Source organism: Spirosoma soli, from assembly GCF_042684525.1.
GTDB classification, from domain to species: domain Bacteria; phylum Bacteroidota; class Bacteroidia; order Cytophagales; family Spirosomataceae; genus Spirosoma; species Spirosoma soli.
In genome coordinates, this window is sequence record NZ_JBHULN010000007.1 from 201,112 (window position 1) to 221,309 (window position 20,198).

The following is a 20,198-nucleotide window of genomic DNA, read 5'->3' on the forward strand; positions in this document are numbered from 1 at the left end:
TGAAAAATCAACTAACTATTTCCTTTCCGCAATGTGGGCAACGGCGTGTCATGGGCCGGTGCGGAGTTCGGATATGCTCATTAAAGCTCGATACTAAAATACCGGTGGGCAGCGCAAAGAGCCCAATGCCCATGATAGCAGCAATTCCTCCCAGTAATTTTCCTAAAGGTGTTATTGGGTGAATGTCACCGTAGCCCACTGTCGTCATGGCGCTGACGCCCCACCACATTGTGGCGGGTATACTCGTGAATTTATCGGGTTGGGCAGCATGCTCAACGTAGTACATGACACTCGATACAATGATCAACATGAATATGACAAACGTCATGCTTAAAATCAGTTCCTCCTTTTTGTCAACTACTACGTTCTGAATTAGTCGAAAGGCGTGTGAGTACCGAGATATGCGGAAGAGCCGGAAGATGCGGAATAGCCGCAGAATCCGGACTATAGCCAGATCTGTTGCGAATAATGAGAAATAAAATGGGAAAATAGCCAAAAAGTCAATTATGGCCGACGCCGAAAAAACATACCGAACTCTCCCCCAAAACCAGTGTCGATATTTTTCCTGTTCAACGCAGACCCAAATGCGCAGTAAGTATTCTACCGTGAAGAAGCAGACGGAAAAAAGCTCGAAATTGTAAAAAAGACGGGCAAAGCGCCGGTTGTATTCTGGTACGGTATGCAACACGATCGCAATGGCATTGAGCGTGATGATCGTAATTAACGTTAGGTTGAACGCTAGGCTGATTCCCCGTCGCTTGCCCGACGAGGTTTCGAGGATACGATAAAGGTTTTTGCGAAAGTGTAGCATGGCAGATACGGTCAGTAGCGCAAGCTACTCACCAAACTCCAAACGGCTACTGCCTGTGATCACGAAGTTTTACTGCGGTAGTGACGGATGGTAAGTAGAGCAGCTGTTACCGCCAATACGGCTAAACCGCCAGCAAACAGGCCAATCGTGGGAGCAGATACTATCAGCAAGGCATTCCCGGCGAAATACGTACCGGCTATGTCGCACAGGTTAACGAAGGCCATATACGTCGTAAACTGTGACCCCTCTACTCCTTTGCGACAGATGCCCATCAGCACCGGCATGGCGGCAGCACTGACTGCCGGGTCCATAAAGTATATGGCGACTAAGCCGGTTCGGGCGATATCACGCCGAACCCAAAGATCTGACAATAAATTAAACCCAATCAAGTACACGGCAACTACAGTCAGCATCATGACAAGTAGTCGACGAGCACCTACTCGGTCGGCCAGATACCCGCCGGTTAAGGCGATGGCTGTTGCTGCCACCATACCATAAGTACCAGTTAGTACAGATACGTCCGTGTCGAGCCAGCCGAGTTCCTCAATCAGGTGGTGGTTATAAGCCCGCAGGAACAAGGCGTTGCTTGTGTACGCCATTATAATAGCTCCGAACAGCAACAGGCTCTGTCTCGAAAACAGTCCTCGAAATAGCTCCGTAAATAACCAGCGGAAATCATGCTGACCGGCGGTGCTGATACGGTCAGTTGAAATTATCTCGGCTTGCTTAGTGACTTTAGTTAGTGAGCCAAAAGGGCCGGCCATTGCTGGTGAATCATGGAACGTAGGCAACAACCGATCGCCCGGCCGTTCACGGATAAACAGCATTAGCACAACGCCCGTTACTAAGCAACCTACCTGAGCGAGTGCTGCGCCATGAAAGCCATACCGACGTAAAAGGGTGGCGAATACGGCAGCACCGATGCCTGTCCCGATCAGAAAGCCCGCCCGCATGAAGGCGTTCACCCGTCCCCGTTCATCTTCCGGGATGACCGTAATCGCCATGGCGTCGACGCTGGCGTCCTGAATGGCGGCAAACAGACTACGGACGCAGAATAGCCATGCCAGCGTGGTAATGTTCGCAACAGGGTTACTCACAAATAAGAGTACGCAGGAGGCCAGCACTGTCATGAGCTGCGAGCCGACAACCCACGGCTTACGTCGGCCCATTGGCGAGCTTTGAAACCGGTCAATAAGCGGGCCCCATACGAACTGAAATGCCCAGGGTAAACCAATAATAGCGATGAAGGAACCGACTACGTCAGGCTTAACTCCTTCGGCCGTAAAATAATTGGTTAGGGCCGTTAAATAGAAGCCGGAAGGGATACCCTGCATGATGTACAGATACAGAAAAACACCGTACCGTAACGGGCGGCTCTGGCTGAGTGTCAGTGGGTAAGAAGGTGGAGGAAGGGCAGTGATCATACGTTGAGTAGAGAAGTCACCCAACGGATTGGGATGGCTACCAAACCTTACGACTAAAAGATGAACAATTATGTTTTGACCGTTACTGAACTATCCCTTAAAAAATCCGTTAAACTATTGCAAGACCCGGATAATTTCTCGAACATTGTCCGCGTTTTCAGCGCACAACCGATGGCAAAGCTCGTTTACATACCGACCTTCTTCCATACTACGCCATTTCGGTTTAGGTCCGAAAGGACTATATCTTTTTGTTTGCCTATGTGGTAAACCTCTTCCGACTTTTTCCTATTTCATTCATTTTAACAAATCAGCACGGATCACACCGTCCGCTCCAGCGGCCCGGTCCGTTTGCGGAACTACCCGCTCAGTAAAACGACGATGATAACTTCAGAAGTAGTCAACGATCAATATATTGTTCAGGTCGCCAGTGAAAACCACTTACGGCTGGCCGAAACCATCTGCCGCGAGATGGAGGAAAGTGCCAAGGCCCGGGGAACCGGTATCGCCAAGCGTTCACCCATCTACGTGATGGAAAAAATGCTTGAAGGCAAAGCCATTATTGCCACGACGATGTCGGGCGAGTGGGTAGGCTTCTGCTACATCGAGACGTGGGAGCACGGCAAGTTTGTAGCTAACTCGGGCTTAATTGTGCGTCCTGAGCACCGCAAGAGTGGGATTGCAACGCGCATCAAAGCTAAAGCCTTCGAGCTGTCGCGAAGCCGTTTCCCGGATGCCAAAATTATTGGCATTACGACGAGCCTGGCTGTGATGAAAATTAACTCTGACTTAGGTTATCAGCCCGTTACGTTGAGCGAGTTACCCGGCGACGATGCCTTCTGGAAGGGTTGTCAGACCTGTACCAACTTCGACATTCTGACGCGTACGAACCGTAAGCACTGCCTGTGCACGGGTATGCTGTACGATCCGGAAGAACACAAAAAAGAAGAGAAGGAAGATAAGTGGAATTTTCTGAAAGAGTCTAAGCTCTACGAACGTTGGATGCGCATCAAAGAGCGTATCCTCCTTCGTCTGCACGTTCACGACCGATCGCGTGTTCGCAAACCCGAGCGTGAGTTAGAGACTGCCTAATAAACACTCATGTAAAAGCCCTCCTTGGTAATGTCACTACTAAGGAGGGCTTTTACGTTGTGCGAGATTTGACGCTTGAATAATAGATTCGTTATCGAACTAGCTTAATTACGCGTAAACTTCCGTAATTAGCTGTTGTCATGATAGTAAGCTTTACATGACCATTACCCTTCCCGAACGTGCGCTTGTCGTGTTGGTTGGTGTTAGTAGCTCCGGCAAATCGACCTTTGCCCAGCGGCACTTTACCCCAACCGAAGTGGTCTCTTCGGATCATTACCGAGCTGTGGTGTCGAATGACGAGAATGATCAGACGGCCAGTAAAGATGCCTTTGAGCTCGTGCACAGCATTGTCGACAAGCGGCTTAGGCGCGGGTTACTAACGGTGGTAGACGCTACTAACCTGAAAACGATTGATCGAAAGAGCTATTTGTTAACCGCCCGGCACTACGGTGTTGCCACTATTGCCATTGTGTTCGACCTGCCGCAGGCTGTGCTGCTAGCCCGGCACCGGGCTCGGCCCGACCGTTCTTTTGAAGAAACTGTGCTGGATTATCAGCTTGCTAATCTGGAAAACTCCCGTGAACACTTGCCGGTTGAAGAGTTTCAGGCTATATACATCCTAAACTCCGAGCAAGCAATTGAGTCAGTCGAAATGATACGTACCTCACAAGTTAACAGCTATTTGCGTGAAACTGGGCCATTTGACATAATTGGCGATGTACACGGCTGCTACGATGAGTTGGTTGAATTGCTTACCAAATTAGAATACGATGTGGCTCAACTGTCGCATCCTAAGGGCCGGAAAATCATTTTCGTTGGTGACTTAGTCGATCGGGGGCCCAATTCAGCAGGGGTACTTCGGTTGGTTATGCAACTGGTACAGCAGGGAACGGCGCTGTGTGTGACAGGGAATCATGACGACAAGCTTCGGCGAAAATTGCGCGGCAATAAAGTGTCAATGACGCATGGGCTGGCCGACACAGTGGCACAAGTAGAGGCCGAGCCGTCTTTCTTTCGGCAGGATGTTCGTCGGTTTCTCGAAAATTTGCCTTACTACATTCGGCTCGATGGCGGGCGGCTGCTGGTTGCCCATGCCGGCTTGCGCGAAGATTTGCACGGACGTACGGGGGAGACCGTTCGGGCTTTTTGTCTGTTTGGTGCAACTAACGGACAATTGGACGCTTTGGGTTTGCCTGTTCGGCTTAACTGGGCGGCTGATTACAAAGGAAAGACTACCATCGTTTATGGACATACTCCCGTTGCTGAAGCAGTTTGGCTCAATAATACCATTGACATTGACACGGGCTGCGCGTTTGGCGGTAAACTGACGGCCTTGCGCTATCCCGAGCGGGAGCTGGTATCTGTAGCGGCTAAACGGTTGTACGCTGTACCAAGCCGTCCTTTTTTGGCAGTTTAAACAGTTTTTTCATACTTAGGTCGTTAATACTGGCCATATCTTCATAACACAGTTCATGTATCATTCTAGAACGCTGCTAACAGCACTGATCTTATTGGGTTCGGTTGTATTTAGCCTGGCGCAATCCACCACATCCGACTCACTATTTGTCCGGCAGAATTACCGTAAGCTTGATCGCCAAATTTCAATGCGCGATGGGGTCAAATTGTATACTGTCATCTATGTACCGACCGACGCAAGTGCCAAAACTCGCTACCCAATATTGATGGAGCGAACTCCCTATTCGGCGAGCCCATACGGTGAAAATAAATACCCCAGCACAGGGCCCGGCATGAGTAAAGAGCTGTCGCAGGAGAAGTACATTTTTGTGTATCAGGACGTGCGGGGTCGGTACATGAGTGAAGGTAATTTCGAGGAAATGACGCCTGCCAGAAATGGAACGGCTGAATCTAAAAAAATCGCTTATAAACGAGGGAGTAGTACATACACCGGTGCACGCGACACAAGTCGAATAGCCCAAAGCATTGGTAGTTTAAAAGCCATTGGGCCGGTGGACGAAAGTACCGATACGTATGACACCATCGAGTGGCTACTTAAAAACGTGCCTAATCATAACGGCCGCGTTGGACTAATGGGAATTTCGTATCCTGGCTTCTATGCGTCGGCGGCCTTGCCGGAAGCCCATCCAGCGTTAAAGGCCGTGTCGCCCCAGGCACCAGTAACCGACGAGTTTATTGGTGACGATGCCCGCCACAACGGTGCATTTTTCCTGCTCGATAACTTCTCGTTCATGAACTACTTCGATACACCGCGCAGCGGACCCGTTCAGGATTACGACCAGATGTTTAGCTGGAAGCCAACCGATGCTTATAAATTTTTTCTTGATCTGGGAGCCGTCAAAAACGCAAACAGCGCTCAGTACTTTAATAACCGCGCAAAAATCTGGAATGAATACCTGCAACATGATACGTATGATGCGTATTGGCAAAGCCGCAACATTCGTCCCCATCTAAAAAATGTAAAACCGGCGACGCTTGTCGTAGGTGGCTGGTTCGATGCCGAAGATTTATTCGGTGCTCTCCGAACCTACGAAGCCATTGAGAAACAATCGACGGGCAATGTTAATAAGCTCGTGATGGGCCCCTGGACGCACGGCGCCTGGGCTCGGCCGGACTGGAGTCAGTTTGACCCGCTTTCGTTTGGGCAGAACACAGCGAAATATTATCGGGATAATATTGAATCGAAATTCTTTGCCTTCTACCTGAAAGATAAGGGTAACTTCGACGCCCCCGAAGCGTCGGTGTTTGATACGGGAGTCAACGCCTGGAAAAGGTTCGACACCTGGCCACCCCAAGCTGTTCAGGTTCGTTCCATGTACTTACAGCCGGCGGGTAAATTAGCTACAGAGCAACCGAAAGCGACAAACGCCTTCGACGAATACATTAGCGATCCTGCCAAACCTGTGCCCTACACAGACGGTATTTACGCTCGGCGCAATAATCAGTACGTTATCGAAGATCAGCGATTCGCGGCTCGTCGTCCGGATGTAGTTGTGTTCCAAAGCGAACCATTAACAGAAGACATGGCTGTAGCCGGACCGATCAGGGCTAAGCTCTTTGCCTCAACAACAGGCACGGATGCTGATTTCATTGTCAAGATCATTGACGTATTACCTGATTCAACGAAAAACCCCGACCCTAACCCTAAGGGGCTGCAAATGGCGGGTTATCAACGGCTTGTACGAGCAGAAGTGCTGCGGGGAAAGTTTCGGAACAGTTTCGAGAAACCAGAGCCATTTAAACCCGGTGAGGTGACCGAAGTAAACCTGCAACTGCCCGATGTCATGCATACATTTAAGAAAGGCCATCGGCTGATGGTGCAGGTGCAGCACTCGTGGTTTCCAATCGTTGACCGTAACCCACAGACGTTTGTAAATATTGGCACAGCTGACGATTCGGATTTCCAAAAAGCAACCATGAAGCTTTACTATGACACTACTCATCCTTCTCAAGTCGAACTCCTTGTGTTAATAAAATAAAGTGCGTGTCTATGTATTGTTAACATTAATTTAATATTAAGAGTGATCTTCAAATTGTAACCACAGCCAATAGTAACTGTAATTACTTATTGATTATGAATTGATTAGGTGGTAATGTTTATTTTTTATAGCCGATCTACTCATCTATTTAATAGAGGTTAAAAGACCATTAAAAATTTAATATCATATTTTGTTAACATTTACGTAATATTTAGTTAATATTACAATAACATTAGTCCTTACGACTCATTTGAGGGATTTGGGCGAGTGGGCATTGTTCACATTTAACATAACGAAGTCAATGAAAAAGTCCCTTTTTCTCCTTACGCTGGTAGGCTTCCTGGCGACGCAAGCCTACGCTACGCCGACAAACACCCGCAAAACAAAAGCTCCTAAGGTCAACTTAGAGCAGCAGTTAGCGAAGTACATTTCTTACCCCGAAGCCCTGAGACCAACTCAACGGGCGGGTATAGTGGTTATTCAGTTTCGAGTGAACTCCGATAATGAGATTTGTCAATTGGAGGTGTTCAGCCAGAACGAACAGATCAATAATACACTGATTCGACAGCTAACTGGCAAGAAGCTGAACGGATACGGTAGCGACGCAGGCGAACTGCACACCGTACGTCTCCGGTTTCAGCCAGAATAGTTGTTAGCTAATCAGAGCTGACCATCATTGTCAGGAATAGTTAGAAATAGTCAATCACTGTCAGATGTCGTAAACGAACTCTGGCTATACTTGACAAATTCTGGCCATTCCTGACTTTTTTGTGCACAAACATTTCTGTTAAACCTACCGTTAGCCTACCAACTCATAACCTACGATTTCTTTTTATGACTGAACCGCTGTCCATTGTATGGCTCCGGCGTGATCTTCGCCTGCATGATAATGCCGCTTTGTACTACGCCCTTAAAAGCGGCAACCCCGTTCTTGTTGTTTTCGTATTCGACTGCCTGATCCTCGATATATTGGAAGACCGACGCGACCGTCGGGTTGAGTTTATTCATACAGAAATTCATAAGCTACATGATGAATTGATAAAGGTTGGGTCAACGATTGTTGCCCGATATGGTCGGCCAATCGACGTGTTGAAGCAGTTGACAGAAGAGTACACCGTTGCAGAGGTATTTACCAATTATGATTACGAAGTGTACGCTAAAGAGCGCGATGCCGTTGTCGGATCGATGCTGGAAGAACGGGGTATCGGGTTTCATACTAGTAAAGACCAGACAATATTGGACCGCGATGAAGTCGTGAGTGGCAGCGGTTCGCCCTATACCGTTTTTACGCCCTACGGCAACAATTGGTCGAGTAAGCTGACGGGTAGCTCAGGTGAGTTTTACCTTAAGTCGTACCCAACTGAGAAGTATTTTGCTAACTTTTACAAAACAAATCCCGACACTAGTATTCCTACACTGGAGGAAATGAATTTTCAACCGGTTGGTGAGTCATTTCCGGAGCCGGTTGTTTCGGCTGAGTTGTTAAAGGCGTACCAAAAAATGCGTGATTTTCCGGCTCAAACCGGTACGAGCGAGTTAGGCATTCACCTGCGTTTCGGTACCATAAGTATTCGAGATCTGGCCCGGCAGGCGCAGGAAACGAGTCCTACGTTCTTGAAAGAACTGGCCTGGCGAGATTTTTATTTTCAGGTGCTGGATCACTTCCCGCACGTCGAAAAGCACTCGTTCCGAAGAGAGTACGACAACATTCAATGGCGTAATAACGAAGCCGAGTTTGAGCGTTGGTGCGCTGGTGAGACAGGTTACCCTTTAGTAGATGCCGGTATGCGTCAGCTTAACACAACTGGCTGGATGCACAATCGCGTTCGTATGGTGACGGCTAGTTTTTGCATTAAGCACTTATTGATCGACTGGCGGTGGGGGGAGGCTTATTTCGCCCGAAAACTGCGCGACTATGACCTCGCAGCCAACAACGGCGGTTGGCAATGGGCAGCTGGTTCGGGCACTGACGCGGCCCCTTATTTCCGGGTGTTTAATCCAGCTCTGCAAGCCCAGAAGTTTGATCCCAAAGGAGAATATATCCGCAAATGGGTGCCCGAGTTTAACAGTTTGAACTACGCGCACCCCATTGTCGAACACAGTTTTGCCCGGCAGCGAGCTATTGATACGTATAAGCGGGCGCTGGCAAAGTAATGATTGTCCAAGCCAGGTTCTAGTCTGGCCAGGGACCTTTGCGTATTGGCCAGGCTGGAGCTTGGCCCAGACAAAATGGGTAGTATGTCGCCGTTCCAACCGTCTTTGTACTTTAGGGGTCAGTTAAAACTGGCTACTTAACGTTATGGCGTTGCGGATACTGTCTTCATTCTTTTGGTCAACGGGCCTGATTTTTCTTGCCTTCGGGCTTGTTAACGGTCTCTCAGGCTGCCATTCATCGTCGGAGTTGACTGTGGCTCCTACCCCTACGCCACCGGCGGCCGTTACGGCAACTACGCCCCCTGCCGTAACGCTTACTGCTCCCTTGGTGTACGTCGCGAGTTTTGATAACAAGCTCTATGCGCTCGATACCGCAACCGGAACTCAGCGCTGGGTATTTGAAGCTGATACATCTATTCAATCTAGTCCAGTAGTGGCGTATGGTATGGTCTATGTAGGTAGCAACGACTATAACCTCTACGCGATAGATGCAACGACCGGCCAGCAGCGCTGGGCGTTCAAAACGGGTAATATCGTTTATTCGAGTCCTGTAGTTGTCAATGGCATTGTGTACGTAGGTAGTCAGGATGGAAAATTGTACGCCATCGATGCGACTATTGGGAATATCCTCTGGGTGTTTACGTTTGGCGGTTCTTTCGGCTTTTACTCCAGTCCTGTCGTGGCGAATGGCATGGTGTACATAGGCGGACAGGATAACCAGATTTACGCCATTGATGCGAGCCGTGGGACTTTACGATGGCGATATAGCGCCCAATACTACATTCTCTCTAGTCCTACCGTAGCGAATGGCGTGGTGTACATCGGTAGTCAGGATGGGAGATTATATGCTATCGATGCCATGACCGGGCGAGGGCGCTGGGCGTTCAAAGCGGGCGGTGCCATCGACAGCAGCCCAGTAGTGGCTAACGGTATTGTTTACGTTGGAAGTGCTGATACGCAACTCTACGCGCTTGATGCGGCTACTGGGGTTCAACGCTGGAAACTTGGTACGAATGGCGTAATCTATTCGAGTCCGGTAGTGGCGAATGGCGTTGTTTACGTGGGCAGTCGCGATCATCGGCTGTATGCCGTTGATGCCGCCACTGGCCGTCCGCGTTGGGCATACACCACAGATTTTGATATTTACTCTACGCCATTAGTGGCCAACGGCGTTGTCTACGTGGGTAGTAACGATTACAACCTTTACGCTCTTGATGCGGCTACAGGTCGCAAACGCTGGACATTTAAAACCGGTGGCGTTGTTGTTTCCAGTCCAGTCGTTGCGCAAAAAAGCGTAGTTCAGGGAACATACCCCACTGTTAGCGGAGGGAAATAATGTGTAACCTTTAGCCGTCAACGTGTTTATGCCGTTCTTTTTACAGGTCATCCGATGGGGCGTTATCAGTTGTATCCTCGCAATGATGCAAGGTTGTATTAACGTGTATGACCCTAGTCTTGCCCTGAACGCTAACTTAGTTGTCGTTAGCGGCATCGTCACCGACCTGAATGAAGTACAAACCATTAGCTTAAGCCGGTCGCGTTCCAAGGCTGATAGTAGCAATATCAATACGCCTGTTCAGCGTGCCACGGTTACCGTTGTGGAGAACGGAACTACCCCTATTTCCTTGATTGAGGTTCAGCCCGGAACGTATCAATTTCCGACAGGCTTCCGGGGAAAAGTTGGTAATACGTATCAACTTCGTTTTCAAACCACTGACGGAACCACCTACGAGTCGTCGGTGGAGACAATGGCAGCTACTCCTCCCATCCTGAAAACCTACGATCAATTCAATCCTGAAGGCCCCAGGAAAACGGCTGATGGTTTGCCTGTACCAGCCAACGATATTTATATAGATTTCCAGGACCCGGCTAAAGACCGTAATTTCTACCTCTGGCGCTGGCGACTTTATGAAACACAATTATGGTGTGCCACCTGTCAGCAGGGCCGTTACGTGGCCGTAGACGTTGGTCCGGTGGGGGCGGGCCCGGTCAATGTATTGGGTTGCGTTCGAGACACAACCCTGGGCTCAATGAATTTCTTCGATTATCCCTGCCGGGGCTTGTGTTGGGACATTTTCTATAACACTACTATTGATGTGTTCTCTGACATTTATACCAACGGGCAAACGCAGATAGGCCATAAAGTGGCTAGTATTCCTATCTATCAGCGCGATCAGGCACTCATTGTGGTAGAGCAATTGTCTTTATCGGCCAACGCGTATCGTTATTATAAACTGTTTGCCGATCAGGTGCAGAATACAGGTACACTGGCCGACTCGCCCCCCGCGCCGATTTCGGGGAATATCAAAAATCAGGCAAATCCTTTAGAAAACGTGGTGGGTTATTTCTCAGCCGCTTCGGTTGCTGTGCGCAATCATAAGATCAGCCGTATGGATGTTACAACTGGCATATTTCAAGGGTTGTTCTACGCAATAAATGGTCGTAGTCCCAAGCTAGAGTCATCGCAGGGCAGCCCAAGTCCGTTTGGAGGAAGTTCTGCATCGTCAGTTTGTGTGCCGAGTCGTACGCGTACCGACCAGCTACCACCTGGCTGGAATGATTAAATACGCACAATTGACGCACAATCAAATGAATCGACATGTACTAATCCTTGTTGTATGCTTGCTGAGTGGTCTGCCAGGCTATGCACAACTATTAGTTAAAGTGAGTGGCACGGTACGCGATTCGGCGACTGGTCGGCCACTGCCTGGGGCCGCTATTGTGATTGATTATCGCAAACACTTAACCGGTACAAACACAAACGCCCAGGGGTATTACACAATTGATCTGCCCGCTGGCGATCACATCCTCATTGCCCGACTAATTGGCTACACACCTGTCCGGAAAGAGCTACGGTTGACCAACGACCCCGTGACGATGAATGTCAACATGGTAACTGTCGAAAGTCAACTGGAAGAGGTGGTTGTGACTACTAAAGGCTTTGATCAGACGGTACGTCAGCCCATGTTAGGTGTTGACCAGCTTAATGTCAGTACATTAAAAAAACTACCTTCGGCCTTAGGGGAAGTAGACCTCCTGCGGGGACTGCAAATGCTGCCGGGCGTGACGAGTGTTGGGGAGGCCTCAAACGGCGTAAACATCCGCGGAGGAACAACCGATCAAAACCTGATTCTGCTGGACGACACACCCATTTTCAACCCGACCCACATGTTTGGGCTGTTCTCAGTGTTTCCGCCGGATGTGCTAAACACCGTGGACTTATACAAAGGTAACGTACCCGCGCGGTTTGGTGGCCGGGCGGCCTCGGTACTCGATGTGGCGTTGCGAAACCCAAGTCTTGAAAAGTTTAATCTATCCGGTGGCGTTAGTGTGGTGTCTAATAAGCTGACGGCTGACATTCCGATTATAAAAGGCAAAATGGGCGTTATGATATCGGGCCGAGGGGCGTTCAACGATTTTTTGTTGCCCATCGTGTCTGATCGGCTGGCTAACATCCGGGCCAAGTTTGCCGATGGCGTTGTAAAAGCGTTCTGGCGCGTAGATGACCGGAACACACTAACCGTAACGGGTTATGCCAGCAAGGATATGTTCCGGACCGATCTGCTGGCTAATCTGCCCAACGTAAACGGTACGGCCACCCGCTATGACCACCAGACTATTAACGTGATGGCCCGCTGGTTTCGGACATTGTCGCCCCGATTGAATCTGCAAACTACGGGTATTTATGTTCATTACGTGCCGCGCATTCTGTCGCCCGAGTTAAGTGGCAACGTCGTTACGCTGCGCCAATCCGTATTACAACGTCAAATTAAATCGAATTTGAATTACCAGTTGGCCAACCAAAAGATTGAAGCAGGCGTGAGCGCGACGCATTACCGAGTCGAGCCAGGAACGTTACTACCCGGCCGGAGCGAGAGTGTCAACTACGTGACAACGCCCACCGAAAATGCGCTTGAGTTAGCCATCTACGCTGACTACGAACGGAGCATAAGCCCGAGGTTAGCTGTTTCGGCGGGGTTACGCTATTCTCAGTTTCTTTCACTGGGGCCCTCACTGGTTAGACAATATGCGGCTGGTGAAACACGCGACGACTTTTCGGTGGTTGATTCAATCCGGTACGGGGCTGGCCAGGTCAGCCAAAGTTACGGCGGCCCTGAACCCCGATTCGGTATTCGTTACACATTAGGATCGAACTCCTCGTTCAAATTAGGGTATAACCTAATGAGGCAGTACTTGCAGGTCGTGACCAATACAACCACGCCCCTGCCAACGTCGCGCTGGAAAACGTCCGATCCTAACGTTCGGCCGCAAGTGAGCCAGTTGCTTACGGCCGGGTATTTTCTGTCGTTCAAGGAAAATATTTACGAAGTGACCGTTGAAGGCTACTGGCGAACCACGCAGCGCATCATCGATTATCGTCCCGGTGCCGATTTCCTGCTACAGCCTTATCCAGAAACGCAGCTGCTACAAGGACAGAGCAAGGCTTATGGTATTGAAACGATGATATCCAAAAAGAAAGGGGAACTGACGGGCTGGTTGAATTATACGTACGCCCGAACCTTAAATCAGGTGTATGAAGGTTCGACGGTTGAGCAAAATGTGAATGGCGGCAGTTGGTACCGGGCTAACTATGATCGACCACATACCGTGAACGCCAACATGACCATCGACGTCGATCGTCATAATAGTTTTGGGCTCACCTTTGCTTATAGTACTGGCCGTCCATATTCGGCCCCGACTGGTTACGTAACCATAGATGGTGCTCAATACCCTTATTATGGCATACGTAACAATGAACGCCTGCCTGGTTATCACCGGCTCGACTTTACCTGGAACATTTATAATCCTAGTATGCGTAACCGGCGGTGGGAGGGCCGTTGGGCATTTACTGTCTATAATCTATATGGCCGCAAGAATGCGTATTCTATTTTCTTTAAAACGGAAAGTGGAAAAACCAACGCTTATCAGTTGCAGATTTTTGCTGCGCCAATCGTTTCGCTATCGTACAACTTTATATTCAAATAGTTTACCGTCTAAAGCTATTACAATTTCCATTGCACGACCCAGCCTGGCTTAATGACTTTGGGGCGAGGTAAGCCAGCCAAACCTGTAGCCGGGTTGATAGCAGTTAGGGTTAGCGGAATGGTCTCTTTAGTAGTAGCCGTAATAACTTTAGTAGCCCGTAGAAAAATAGTGCCCCTGTTGTCTATATCATCAACAAGGGCATAAAGTACATCGCCTGCTTTAAGTGCGTCTTCATCAACCTGTACATCCTCGGTTAAGATAAACGCCCAGCTTTGGCCAATTTTGGGCTGACCGGCTCGTACCAGTTTTGCGGCAACATCTCCTAAGAAAATAGGCGTAGTTGTTGGTTTATTCTTTAGCAGTTCCGAAAGTAGACTATCCATGACAATGGCTTCGCTACGGTCAGGCGCTTTACTACCCGCAAACTCAGGCAGCGACTCAATGGGTATGCCGACCGGTTCTGGCTCGTCGTCCTGAAGCCAGCCCATGCGCCGGGCCTGCTGCCGTTCCTGCTCATAGGGATTGCCAACGGTTGCCAACAGCGCTCCGGCCGAACCTATCCCATACGATGGATTCGTAAACAGCTCTTTCATGGCCAGAATCCGGTACAGATAATAACCTGTTTCGGGATTCATCGCCATAGCATAATAATCGCGGTGACCAACCCGGGTGATCTTGCGCTCAACCATACCAACCCCACCATTGTAAGCGGCTGCTACGAGCGTCCAGGAGCCTAACTTTCGGTAAAGGAACTTTAGGTATTTACAGGCTGCTTCGGTTGACTTTCGTAAGTCTGTCCGTTCGTCGTTCCCCGGCGCAATGGACAGACCCATATCCTGCGCCGTATCGTCCATGAATTGCCAATACCCAACCGCCCCAGCTGAAGATACCGCATTTGCCTGCCAGGCGCTTTCAATGAGCGGCAAAAACTTAAAATCGTTTGGAATAGTGTGTTTTCGGAGGATAGGTTCAATAACGGCAAAGAACGGAGCTGACCGCGCTTTTAATCCGTTGAGGTGGCGAATGTATCCGGAGCTGCCCGCCAACGCGAAGGCCAGCTTTGACGATACATCACCTTGTTCAGTAGGGACTACTTCTCCGCAAAAATGCAACCGCTGGGGAAGTAATCGCTGAGTGCCCTTTGTAACACGCGGCTGTACGACCGCAGGTCGAGTCGGTGTCAGCTTTTTAGAAACGGGTTTCTTCTGTGCCCAGGCGAGCCCGTTTACAAGTAAGAGGCTAAGCGTTAAAAGGACAAAGTAACGTGTGGCTAGCGTCAAAACAATTTATGCTGGTTTAACCGATAGACAACGAAGGGTCTTTGTGGTTTAGTTCAGAACAGATACCAGTGAACAGTGTCACAAACGTATCTTATTAGCTATCACTGCTCACTGATACACCTGTTCGCTGTCAAAGCGCTTTCCAGGTTAACAACCAGCCTGACTTCACCTGATCCACATCAGGTAGTTTAATGCCGATGCGCCCGGTTGACGCATCAACGGCCGATAAAGCCAGGTTGTACGTATGTTTTTCAGTGGTCGAATACAACCTATCCGCTCGTAAGTAGAGCTTGTTCGTTTTTAGATCAATATCTTCGACAATCGCATATAGCACATCGCCTTCTTCTACTTCTTTACCATCGGCGATTCCGTCGCGGGTTAAATGGAAGACCCATACCTGTCCCCGTTGCAAACCAGTCGATTCAGTTAAACGCGCCTTGATGCCACCTCTGAAAACATCCGCTGCATTGGGCAGCGGAATATCTGAATTACGGCCAGCCGTTAACTCTGAACCTTCCTGAGTCGGTGTATTGATAGCTGATCGAGTTGCTTCGTCCAGAATAAGCTCTGGTAATAGAACCTCATCGCCGTTCGGTTCAGATTCTGGCGTAAGTGGCTCGCTTAAATAAGCCAGCATCTGGTCGGGAATTAGACCTTCGTAGCTTCTATAATTTGAGAATAGCTCTTTAAATGCCAATATTCGGTATAGGTACTTACCGGTTTCGGCGTTCAGGCGTAAGTAATAATAGTCCCGCTGTTGCTGACGGCGAATGTTACTCAACAACGCGCCAAGGCCGTTATTATAGGCCGCTGCTGCCAGCGTCCAGGAGCCCAGCCGGTCGTGTAGGTACGTTAGGTACCGGCAGGCAGCAGCGGTTGACTTGGCCAGATTTTGTCGTTCGTCGTTTCCCGGCCGCACCGATAAGCCTAATTCTCGGGCCGTACCAGGCATGAATTGCCAATAACCAACGGCACCGCTACGGGAAACTGCAAAACCGCGTAAGGCACTTTCTACCAAAGGTAAATACTTGAAGTCTAAAGGAACGTGATGACGTGCCAGAATAGGTTCAATGATTGGGAAAAACGAAGCAGCCCGTTGTCGAATCCGATACATAGCCTGATTATGGGCCGTATTACGTACTAACGCTGACACCAGCCGACGAGCGACTACTTCTTCATGAACGGGTACAGATTCGCCACAGAAGTACACAGGTGGCAGCATTCTTGTTAAGCCAGGATCAAATGCAATGGTACTGGTTGTTGATGAAACAGATACCAAATGGCTTGAGGACTTATCTCGAAAATTGACAAAAGGGTAGATGCTCGCCATGACCAAACTGGTTGTCAGCGAAAAGCAAACTAACAAATTCATAAAGTGACAAGTACGGTTTCTTCGGCGGTTAACGTTGAGAATTGCAGCAATTATGACGCCACTTTATGTCTATAGTAACGCTATAGTATAAACTTTTTATATTTTTTAAACACATGAAAAAAGCGGCTTCAGACTGTTTATATCTGAAGCCGCTTTTAATCTATTAAGTAGCTGATGTCAGTTACAGAGAACTCTAAACATCATTGAGATCTAACTTTAGCTCGTTAGATTATATCCAATCCCAGAAGTGAAGTGGACGAATACCTTCCCCCTTGTTCCATTGCAACAAACGAGGGCGACGGAACCGAAGAACCATAAGGCCCATCATCAATTTCTGGATGGGCAAATGGGCTGTTTGCTTGGTTAGGTCGGCATCAGGAGTGGCTTGTGTGGTCTCAGCCGAAACAGCCATCGCAATAAACTGTTGGGTGTCTGTCGGCGTTTTAGTTAGCGCCGTGTTTGGGCGAGGGCCCCAGGTGGGATCTGTATAATCTTCGTCAACCAGCTCGACGGTTGGAGCGTCTTTGATTTTCTTCGGCAGTGCCAATGGTTTACGCCAACTTGGCAATGGCTTGGTTAGCTGAGCAATCGTCGAGCCACGTAATAGAAGGCTGTATTGCCGGGGGTTACTTAAGAGCTCTTTGTAAGCTAAAATTCTGAACAGATAGTGGCTTGTTTCACGATGCAGACGGAGCCGGTAATAGTTGGACTGGCCTTGTTGCTCCATCTTGTTTTGCACGTGCGTAATGCCCCCGTTGTAAGCCGCTGCTACGAGTGTCCAGGAACCCAGTTCCCGGTACAACTGGTGCAGATAACGACAAACGGCAACGGTTGCTTTGTGGAGATTATAGCGTTCGTCTACCCGCTTGTTCACCGTCAGGCCTAATTCGCGGGCGGTGCCGGGCATCAATTGCCAATAGCCCGATGCGCCTTTGGGCGATACGCAATCGTTAACCAGGGCACTCTCTGCTAAGGGCATAAACCGGAAATCGCGGGGAATTTTGTATTTCCGTAAAATTGGATCGATGATCGGGAAGAAGGTTGAGGCCCGGCGCCGAAGGTCGAACAAGCACTCCGGCTGTGCACCATACGTCCGCAGAGTTTGCAGCCACCGGCGCGACACGCGCGGTTCGTCAACGGGTACTTCTTCTCCGCAAAAATAAATTGGAAACAGGCGTTTAGAGGAGTCTACAACCAGCAAAGCGGGGTTCTCCAGGCCATTCGACGACGGAATTATTCGGCTGGTGTCGGCCACGAATGTGGCTAGACCAAAGGCCGGTTTAACCGCGGCCATGAGCAGTGAGAAACTTACTTCTTTTATCAAAATAACAGCATTTGTTGTGGTACATATAGACGACAAAGCCCGTCTACTTGGTACGGGCTTGTCTAACATGACAATACGAATTTAGTTGATAATCTGATAGGTACCAAACGGTCGTTCTGAGAATTATCCAACGGCCTTTCCGAAAGTAGGACTTTATCGCTCCAAAAGGCCTGCTACTAAGGTTATTTTACCGTAATCAAAACGGCCGCCTAGATGGTCAAAAACGGGTTTTAACCGACCTTCTTCAATACCAACAGTAGCAATGGCTTTTTCAATTTCACGCCGGTCAGAGGGGTCAACCATAGACGCTAAATCGATGTCGTAACCAGACTTGGCGAGTTGCACTAAGTGACCCGCAATGGAACCGGTGGTAAGCTGGCGCTCGGCGGCAATTTCGTCAACCGTCATGCCCCGATTGTACAGATCGAAGGTGATTAATTGCGTTGATCCTTTCGGTTTTTCGCCTGCTTGCACCTTCGAGCGGACATAGCCAACAATCTCGTCGAGGAAGCGCTTGCCAAACAATTGTAGCTTCCGTTCGCCGACGCCACTAACGTTACGTAAGGTATCGGGCGTAACTGGCCGTTGGCGGGCCATATCCTCGAGGGTTGTATCGGTGAAAATAACGTAAGGCGGTACGTTCTGCTCGTCGGCCAGTTCTTTGCGGAGAGCCCGTAGCCGCTCGAACAGATCGTCGCGGTTGGTTTCTGTTTTAGTCTTTGCTTTCTCAACCACTGGCTTCGGTGCATCGTCGGGGCGGACGAGGTCGACTTTGCGGCCCCCAAACAGTACCTGATCGGCTAGGATGCCCCGGCGCAGGGCGTAATGCTGATCGTAGGCTACTTCAATGACGCCAATGTTAATCAGCTGGTGCAAATAATTGCGCCAATCCTCGAAACGCAGATCGCGACCCGCTCCGTAGGTTTTTATTTGGTCGTAGCCGCCCTGTAGCACTTGCTGGCTGCGCGAGCCGCGCAGAATGTCGATGAGGAGGTTCATGGGCACCCGTTCGCCCGTTCGAACAATAGCAGAAAGCGCTTTTTGGGCGAGTACCGTACCATCGAAGGTTACGCGTGGGTCGCGGCAGACGTCGCAGTTACCGCAGGGTTCCGAGAGTTCTTCTGAGAAGTAAGAAAGCAGAATCTGACGGCGACAGGTGTGTGCGTCGGCGTATTGCTGCATGCGTTCGAGTTTCGCCAGTTGTAGCCCCAGATTGGCTGGACTGTTTTCGGCCAGCATTTCCTTGTACGTGGCTACGTCGGCGAAGCTATAAAAAAGCACCGTTTGCGCGTCGGCTCCATCACGCCCTGCCCGGCCAATCTCCTGGTAGAAGCTCTCAATGTTTTTGGGCATATTGTAATGAATCACCCAGCGAACGTTCGATTTATCGATCCCCATACCGAACGCAATCGTGGCACACATGATCCGGACATCGTCGCGCAGAAAAGCCTCCTGCGTACGCGCCCGATCGTCGGGGTCCATTTTGGCGTGGTAGAAGGCCGCATTGAACCCCTTCTCCTGCAATTTAGCCGCTAGCGACTCGGTCGATTTACGGCTCAGGCAGTAGATGATGCCTGACGTGTCGGGCTTACGTTGCAACAGGCGAATGATCTGCTGAATGCGGTTCTGACCCGGCAAAACCTGTAAGCTTAAGTTGGTACGGTTGAACGACGAGATAAACACTGCCGGATCGTTCATGCCCAACCGCTGGCAAATGTCCTGCCGGGTAAGTTTGTCGGCAGTAGCTGTCAGGGCTACAGTTGGCACATTCGGGAAGTGTTGCTTGAGGACGTTTAGTTGCGTGTACTCGGGTCGGAAATCGTGCCCCCAGGAGGAGATGCAGTGGGCTTCGTCAATGGCGAAGAGCGAAATGTTGATTCGTCTCATAAATGAGAAGAAAGACTCAGTCAACAACTTCTCGGGTGAGACATACAGTAGTTTTAGCTTCCCACTGATGCAGTCGTCCTCAATGTCACGCTGCTCGCGACTGGTTTGGGTGCTGTTATAAAAAGCCGCCTGAATACCATTCATGTGCAGGGCACCCACCTGATCTTTCATAAGCGCAATCAGGGGCGAGACCACAATGGTAACGCCGGGCAGCATCAGGGCCGGAATCTGAAAACAAACCGATTTGCCGCCCCCGGTTGGCATAAGCACGACCGTATCACGTCCGCTCAGGATGGAGCGGATAATGTCTTCCTGCATCGGCCGGAAGCGATCGTAGCCATAATAGCGCTTGAGGAAATCAACGGGCGACTGGTCGGTAAGTGTCATTTTTACTGCGGTGTATAACTATCAAAAAT

At 49.6% G+C, this 20,198-nt stretch carries 14 protein-coding genes; 8 read left to right on the plus strand and 6 right to left on the minus strand.

Annotated features, from left to right (window positions below; all coding sequences use genetic code 11):
* Window positions 1–7 precede the first annotated feature (7 nt).
* Complete coding sequence (locus ACFSUS_RS13625) at window positions 8–811, minus strand: ion transporter (protein WP_381523413.1); 804 nt, start codon at window positions 809–811, stop codon at window positions 8–10.
* A gap of 59 nt (window positions 812–870) precedes the next feature.
* Window positions 871–2,235 (minus strand): MFS transporter, encoded by a 1,365-nt coding sequence (locus ACFSUS_RS13630; RefSeq protein WP_381523415.1) that lies wholly within the window; start codon window positions 2,233–2,235, stop codon window positions 871–873.
* 378 nt (window positions 2,236–2,613) lie between these two features.
* Between ACFSUS_RS13630 and ACFSUS_RS13635 the strand changes: the two genes are divergently transcribed.
* The 8 genes from ACFSUS_RS13635 (at window position 2,614) to ACFSUS_RS13670 (ending at window position 13,919) form a co-directional block, all read left to right on the plus strand.
* Window positions 2,614–3,324, plus strand: a complete 711-nt coding sequence (locus tag ACFSUS_RS13635) for a GNAT family N-acetyltransferase (protein WP_381523416.1) — start codon at window positions 2,614–2,616, stop codon at window positions 3,322–3,324.
* A gap of 157 nt (window positions 3,325–3,481) precedes the next feature.
* Window positions 3,482–4,741: an AAA family ATPase gene (locus tag ACFSUS_RS13640; protein WP_381523418.1), complete on the plus strand. Its 1,260-nt coding sequence runs from the start codon at window positions 3,482–3,484 to the stop codon at window positions 4,739–4,741.
* 55 nt (window positions 4,742–4,796) lie between these two features.
* A complete protein-coding gene (locus tag ACFSUS_RS13645) occupies window positions 4,797–6,779 on the plus strand; it encodes a CocE/NonD family hydrolase (RefSeq protein WP_381523420.1) in 1,983 nt (660 codons plus the stop codon).
* Window positions 6,780–7,080: 301 nt separating this feature from the next.
* Window positions 7,081–7,428, plus strand: coding sequence for a hypothetical protein (locus ACFSUS_RS13650; protein WP_381523422.1), 348 nt, complete (start codon window positions 7,081–7,083; stop codon window positions 7,426–7,428).
* A gap of 185 nt (window positions 7,429–7,613) precedes the next feature.
* Window positions 7,614–8,933 (plus strand): cryptochrome/photolyase family protein, encoded by a 1,320-nt coding sequence (locus ACFSUS_RS13655; RefSeq protein ID WP_381523424.1) that lies wholly within the window; start codon window positions 7,614–7,616, stop codon window positions 8,931–8,933.
* Window positions 8,934–9,078: 145 nt separating this feature from the next.
* Window positions 9,079–10,269 carry a beta-alanine-activating enzyme beta-propeller domain-containing protein gene (locus ACFSUS_RS13660; RefSeq protein ID WP_381523426.1) on the plus strand — a complete coding sequence of 397 codons (1,191 nt, stop codon included), beginning with the start codon at window positions 9,079–9,081 and terminating at the stop codon, window positions 10,267–10,269.
* Between the two features lie 28 nt (window positions 10,270–10,297).
* Window positions 10,298–11,497, plus strand: coding sequence for a DUF4249 domain-containing protein (locus tag ACFSUS_RS13665; RefSeq protein WP_381523428.1), 1,200 nt, complete (start codon window positions 10,298–10,300; stop codon window positions 11,495–11,497).
* 25 nt (window positions 11,498–11,522) lie between these two features.
* Window positions 11,523–13,919 carry a TonB-dependent receptor gene (locus ACFSUS_RS13670; RefSeq protein WP_381523430.1) on the plus strand — a complete coding sequence of 799 codons (2,397 nt, stop codon included), beginning with the start codon at window positions 11,523–11,525 and terminating at the stop codon, window positions 13,917–13,919.
* Window positions 13,920–13,936: 17 nt separating this feature from the next.
* Here ACFSUS_RS13670 and ACFSUS_RS13675 read toward each other — a convergent pair whose 3' ends face one another.
* From ACFSUS_RS13675 to recQ, 4 genes are all read right to left on the minus strand, one after another.
* The gene (locus ACFSUS_RS13675; protein WP_381523432.1) at window positions 13,937–15,199 is read right to left on the minus strand and encodes a lytic transglycosylase domain-containing protein; all 1,263 of its coding nucleotides are present in this window, start codon (window positions 15,197–15,199) and stop codon (window positions 13,937–13,939) included.
* Between the two features lie 130 nt (window positions 15,200–15,329).
* Window positions 15,330–16,571, minus strand: coding sequence for a lytic transglycosylase domain-containing protein (locus tag ACFSUS_RS13680; RefSeq protein WP_381523433.1), 1,242 nt, complete (start codon window positions 16,569–16,571; stop codon window positions 15,330–15,332).
* A gap of 229 nt (window positions 16,572–16,800) precedes the next feature.
* Window positions 16,801–17,865 (minus strand): lytic transglycosylase domain-containing protein, encoded by a 1,065-nt coding sequence (locus tag ACFSUS_RS13685; RefSeq protein WP_381523434.1) that lies wholly within the window; start codon window positions 17,863–17,865, stop codon window positions 16,801–16,803.
* Window positions 17,866–18,048: 183 nt separating this feature from the next.
* Window positions 18,049–20,169 carry a DNA helicase RecQ gene (recQ, locus tag ACFSUS_RS13690; protein WP_381523436.1) on the minus strand — a complete coding sequence of 707 codons (2,121 nt, stop codon included), beginning with the start codon at window positions 20,167–20,169 and terminating at the stop codon, window positions 18,049–18,051.
* Window positions 20,170–20,198: the final 29 nt, after the last annotated feature.

Coding starts and splice junctions, on each gene's coding strand:
- ACFSUS_RS13665 (WP_381523428.1), top strand. CDS start 10,298: ATGCCGTTCTTTTTACAGGTCATCCGATGGGGCGTTATCAGTTGTATC.
- ACFSUS_RS13650 (WP_381523422.1), top strand. CDS start 7,081: ATGAAAAAGTCCCTTTTTCTCCTTACGCTGGTAGGCTTCCTGGCGACG.
- ACFSUS_RS13625 (WP_381523413.1), bottom strand. CDS start 811: ATGCTACACTTTCGCAAAAACCTTTATCGTATCCTCGAAACCTCGTCG.
- ACFSUS_RS13655 (WP_381523424.1), top strand. CDS start 7,614: ATGACTGAACCGCTGTCCATTGTATGGCTCCGGCGTGATCTTCGCCTG.
- ACFSUS_RS13660 (WP_381523426.1), top strand. CDS start 9,079: ATGGCGTTGCGGATACTGTCTTCATTCTTTTGGTCAACGGGCCTGATT.
- recQ (WP_381523436.1), bottom strand. CDS start 20,169: ATGACACTTACCGACCAGTCGCCCGTTGATTTCCTCAAGCGCTATTAT.
- ACFSUS_RS13630 (WP_381523415.1), bottom strand. CDS start 2,235: ATGATCACTGCCCTTCCTCCACCTTCTTACCCACTGACACTCAGCCAG.
- ACFSUS_RS13680 (WP_381523433.1), bottom strand. CDS start 16,571: ATGAATTTGTTAGTTTGCTTTTCGCTGACAACCAGTTTGGTCATGGCG.
- ACFSUS_RS13635 (WP_381523416.1), top strand. CDS start 2,614: ATGATAACTTCAGAAGTAGTCAACGATCAATATATTGTTCAGGTCGCC.
- ACFSUS_RS13645 (WP_381523420.1), top strand. CDS start 4,797: ATGTATCATTCTAGAACGCTGCTAACAGCACTGATCTTATTGGGTTCG.
- ACFSUS_RS13685 (WP_381523434.1), bottom strand. CDS start 17,865: ATGGCCGCGGTTAAACCGGCCTTTGGTCTAGCCACATTCGTGGCCGAC.
- ACFSUS_RS13640 (WP_381523418.1), top strand. CDS start 3,482: ATGACCATTACCCTTCCCGAACGTGCGCTTGTCGTGTTGGTTGGTGTT.
- ACFSUS_RS13670 (WP_381523430.1), top strand. CDS start 11,523: ATGAATCGACATGTACTAATCCTTGTTGTATGCTTGCTGAGTGGTCTG.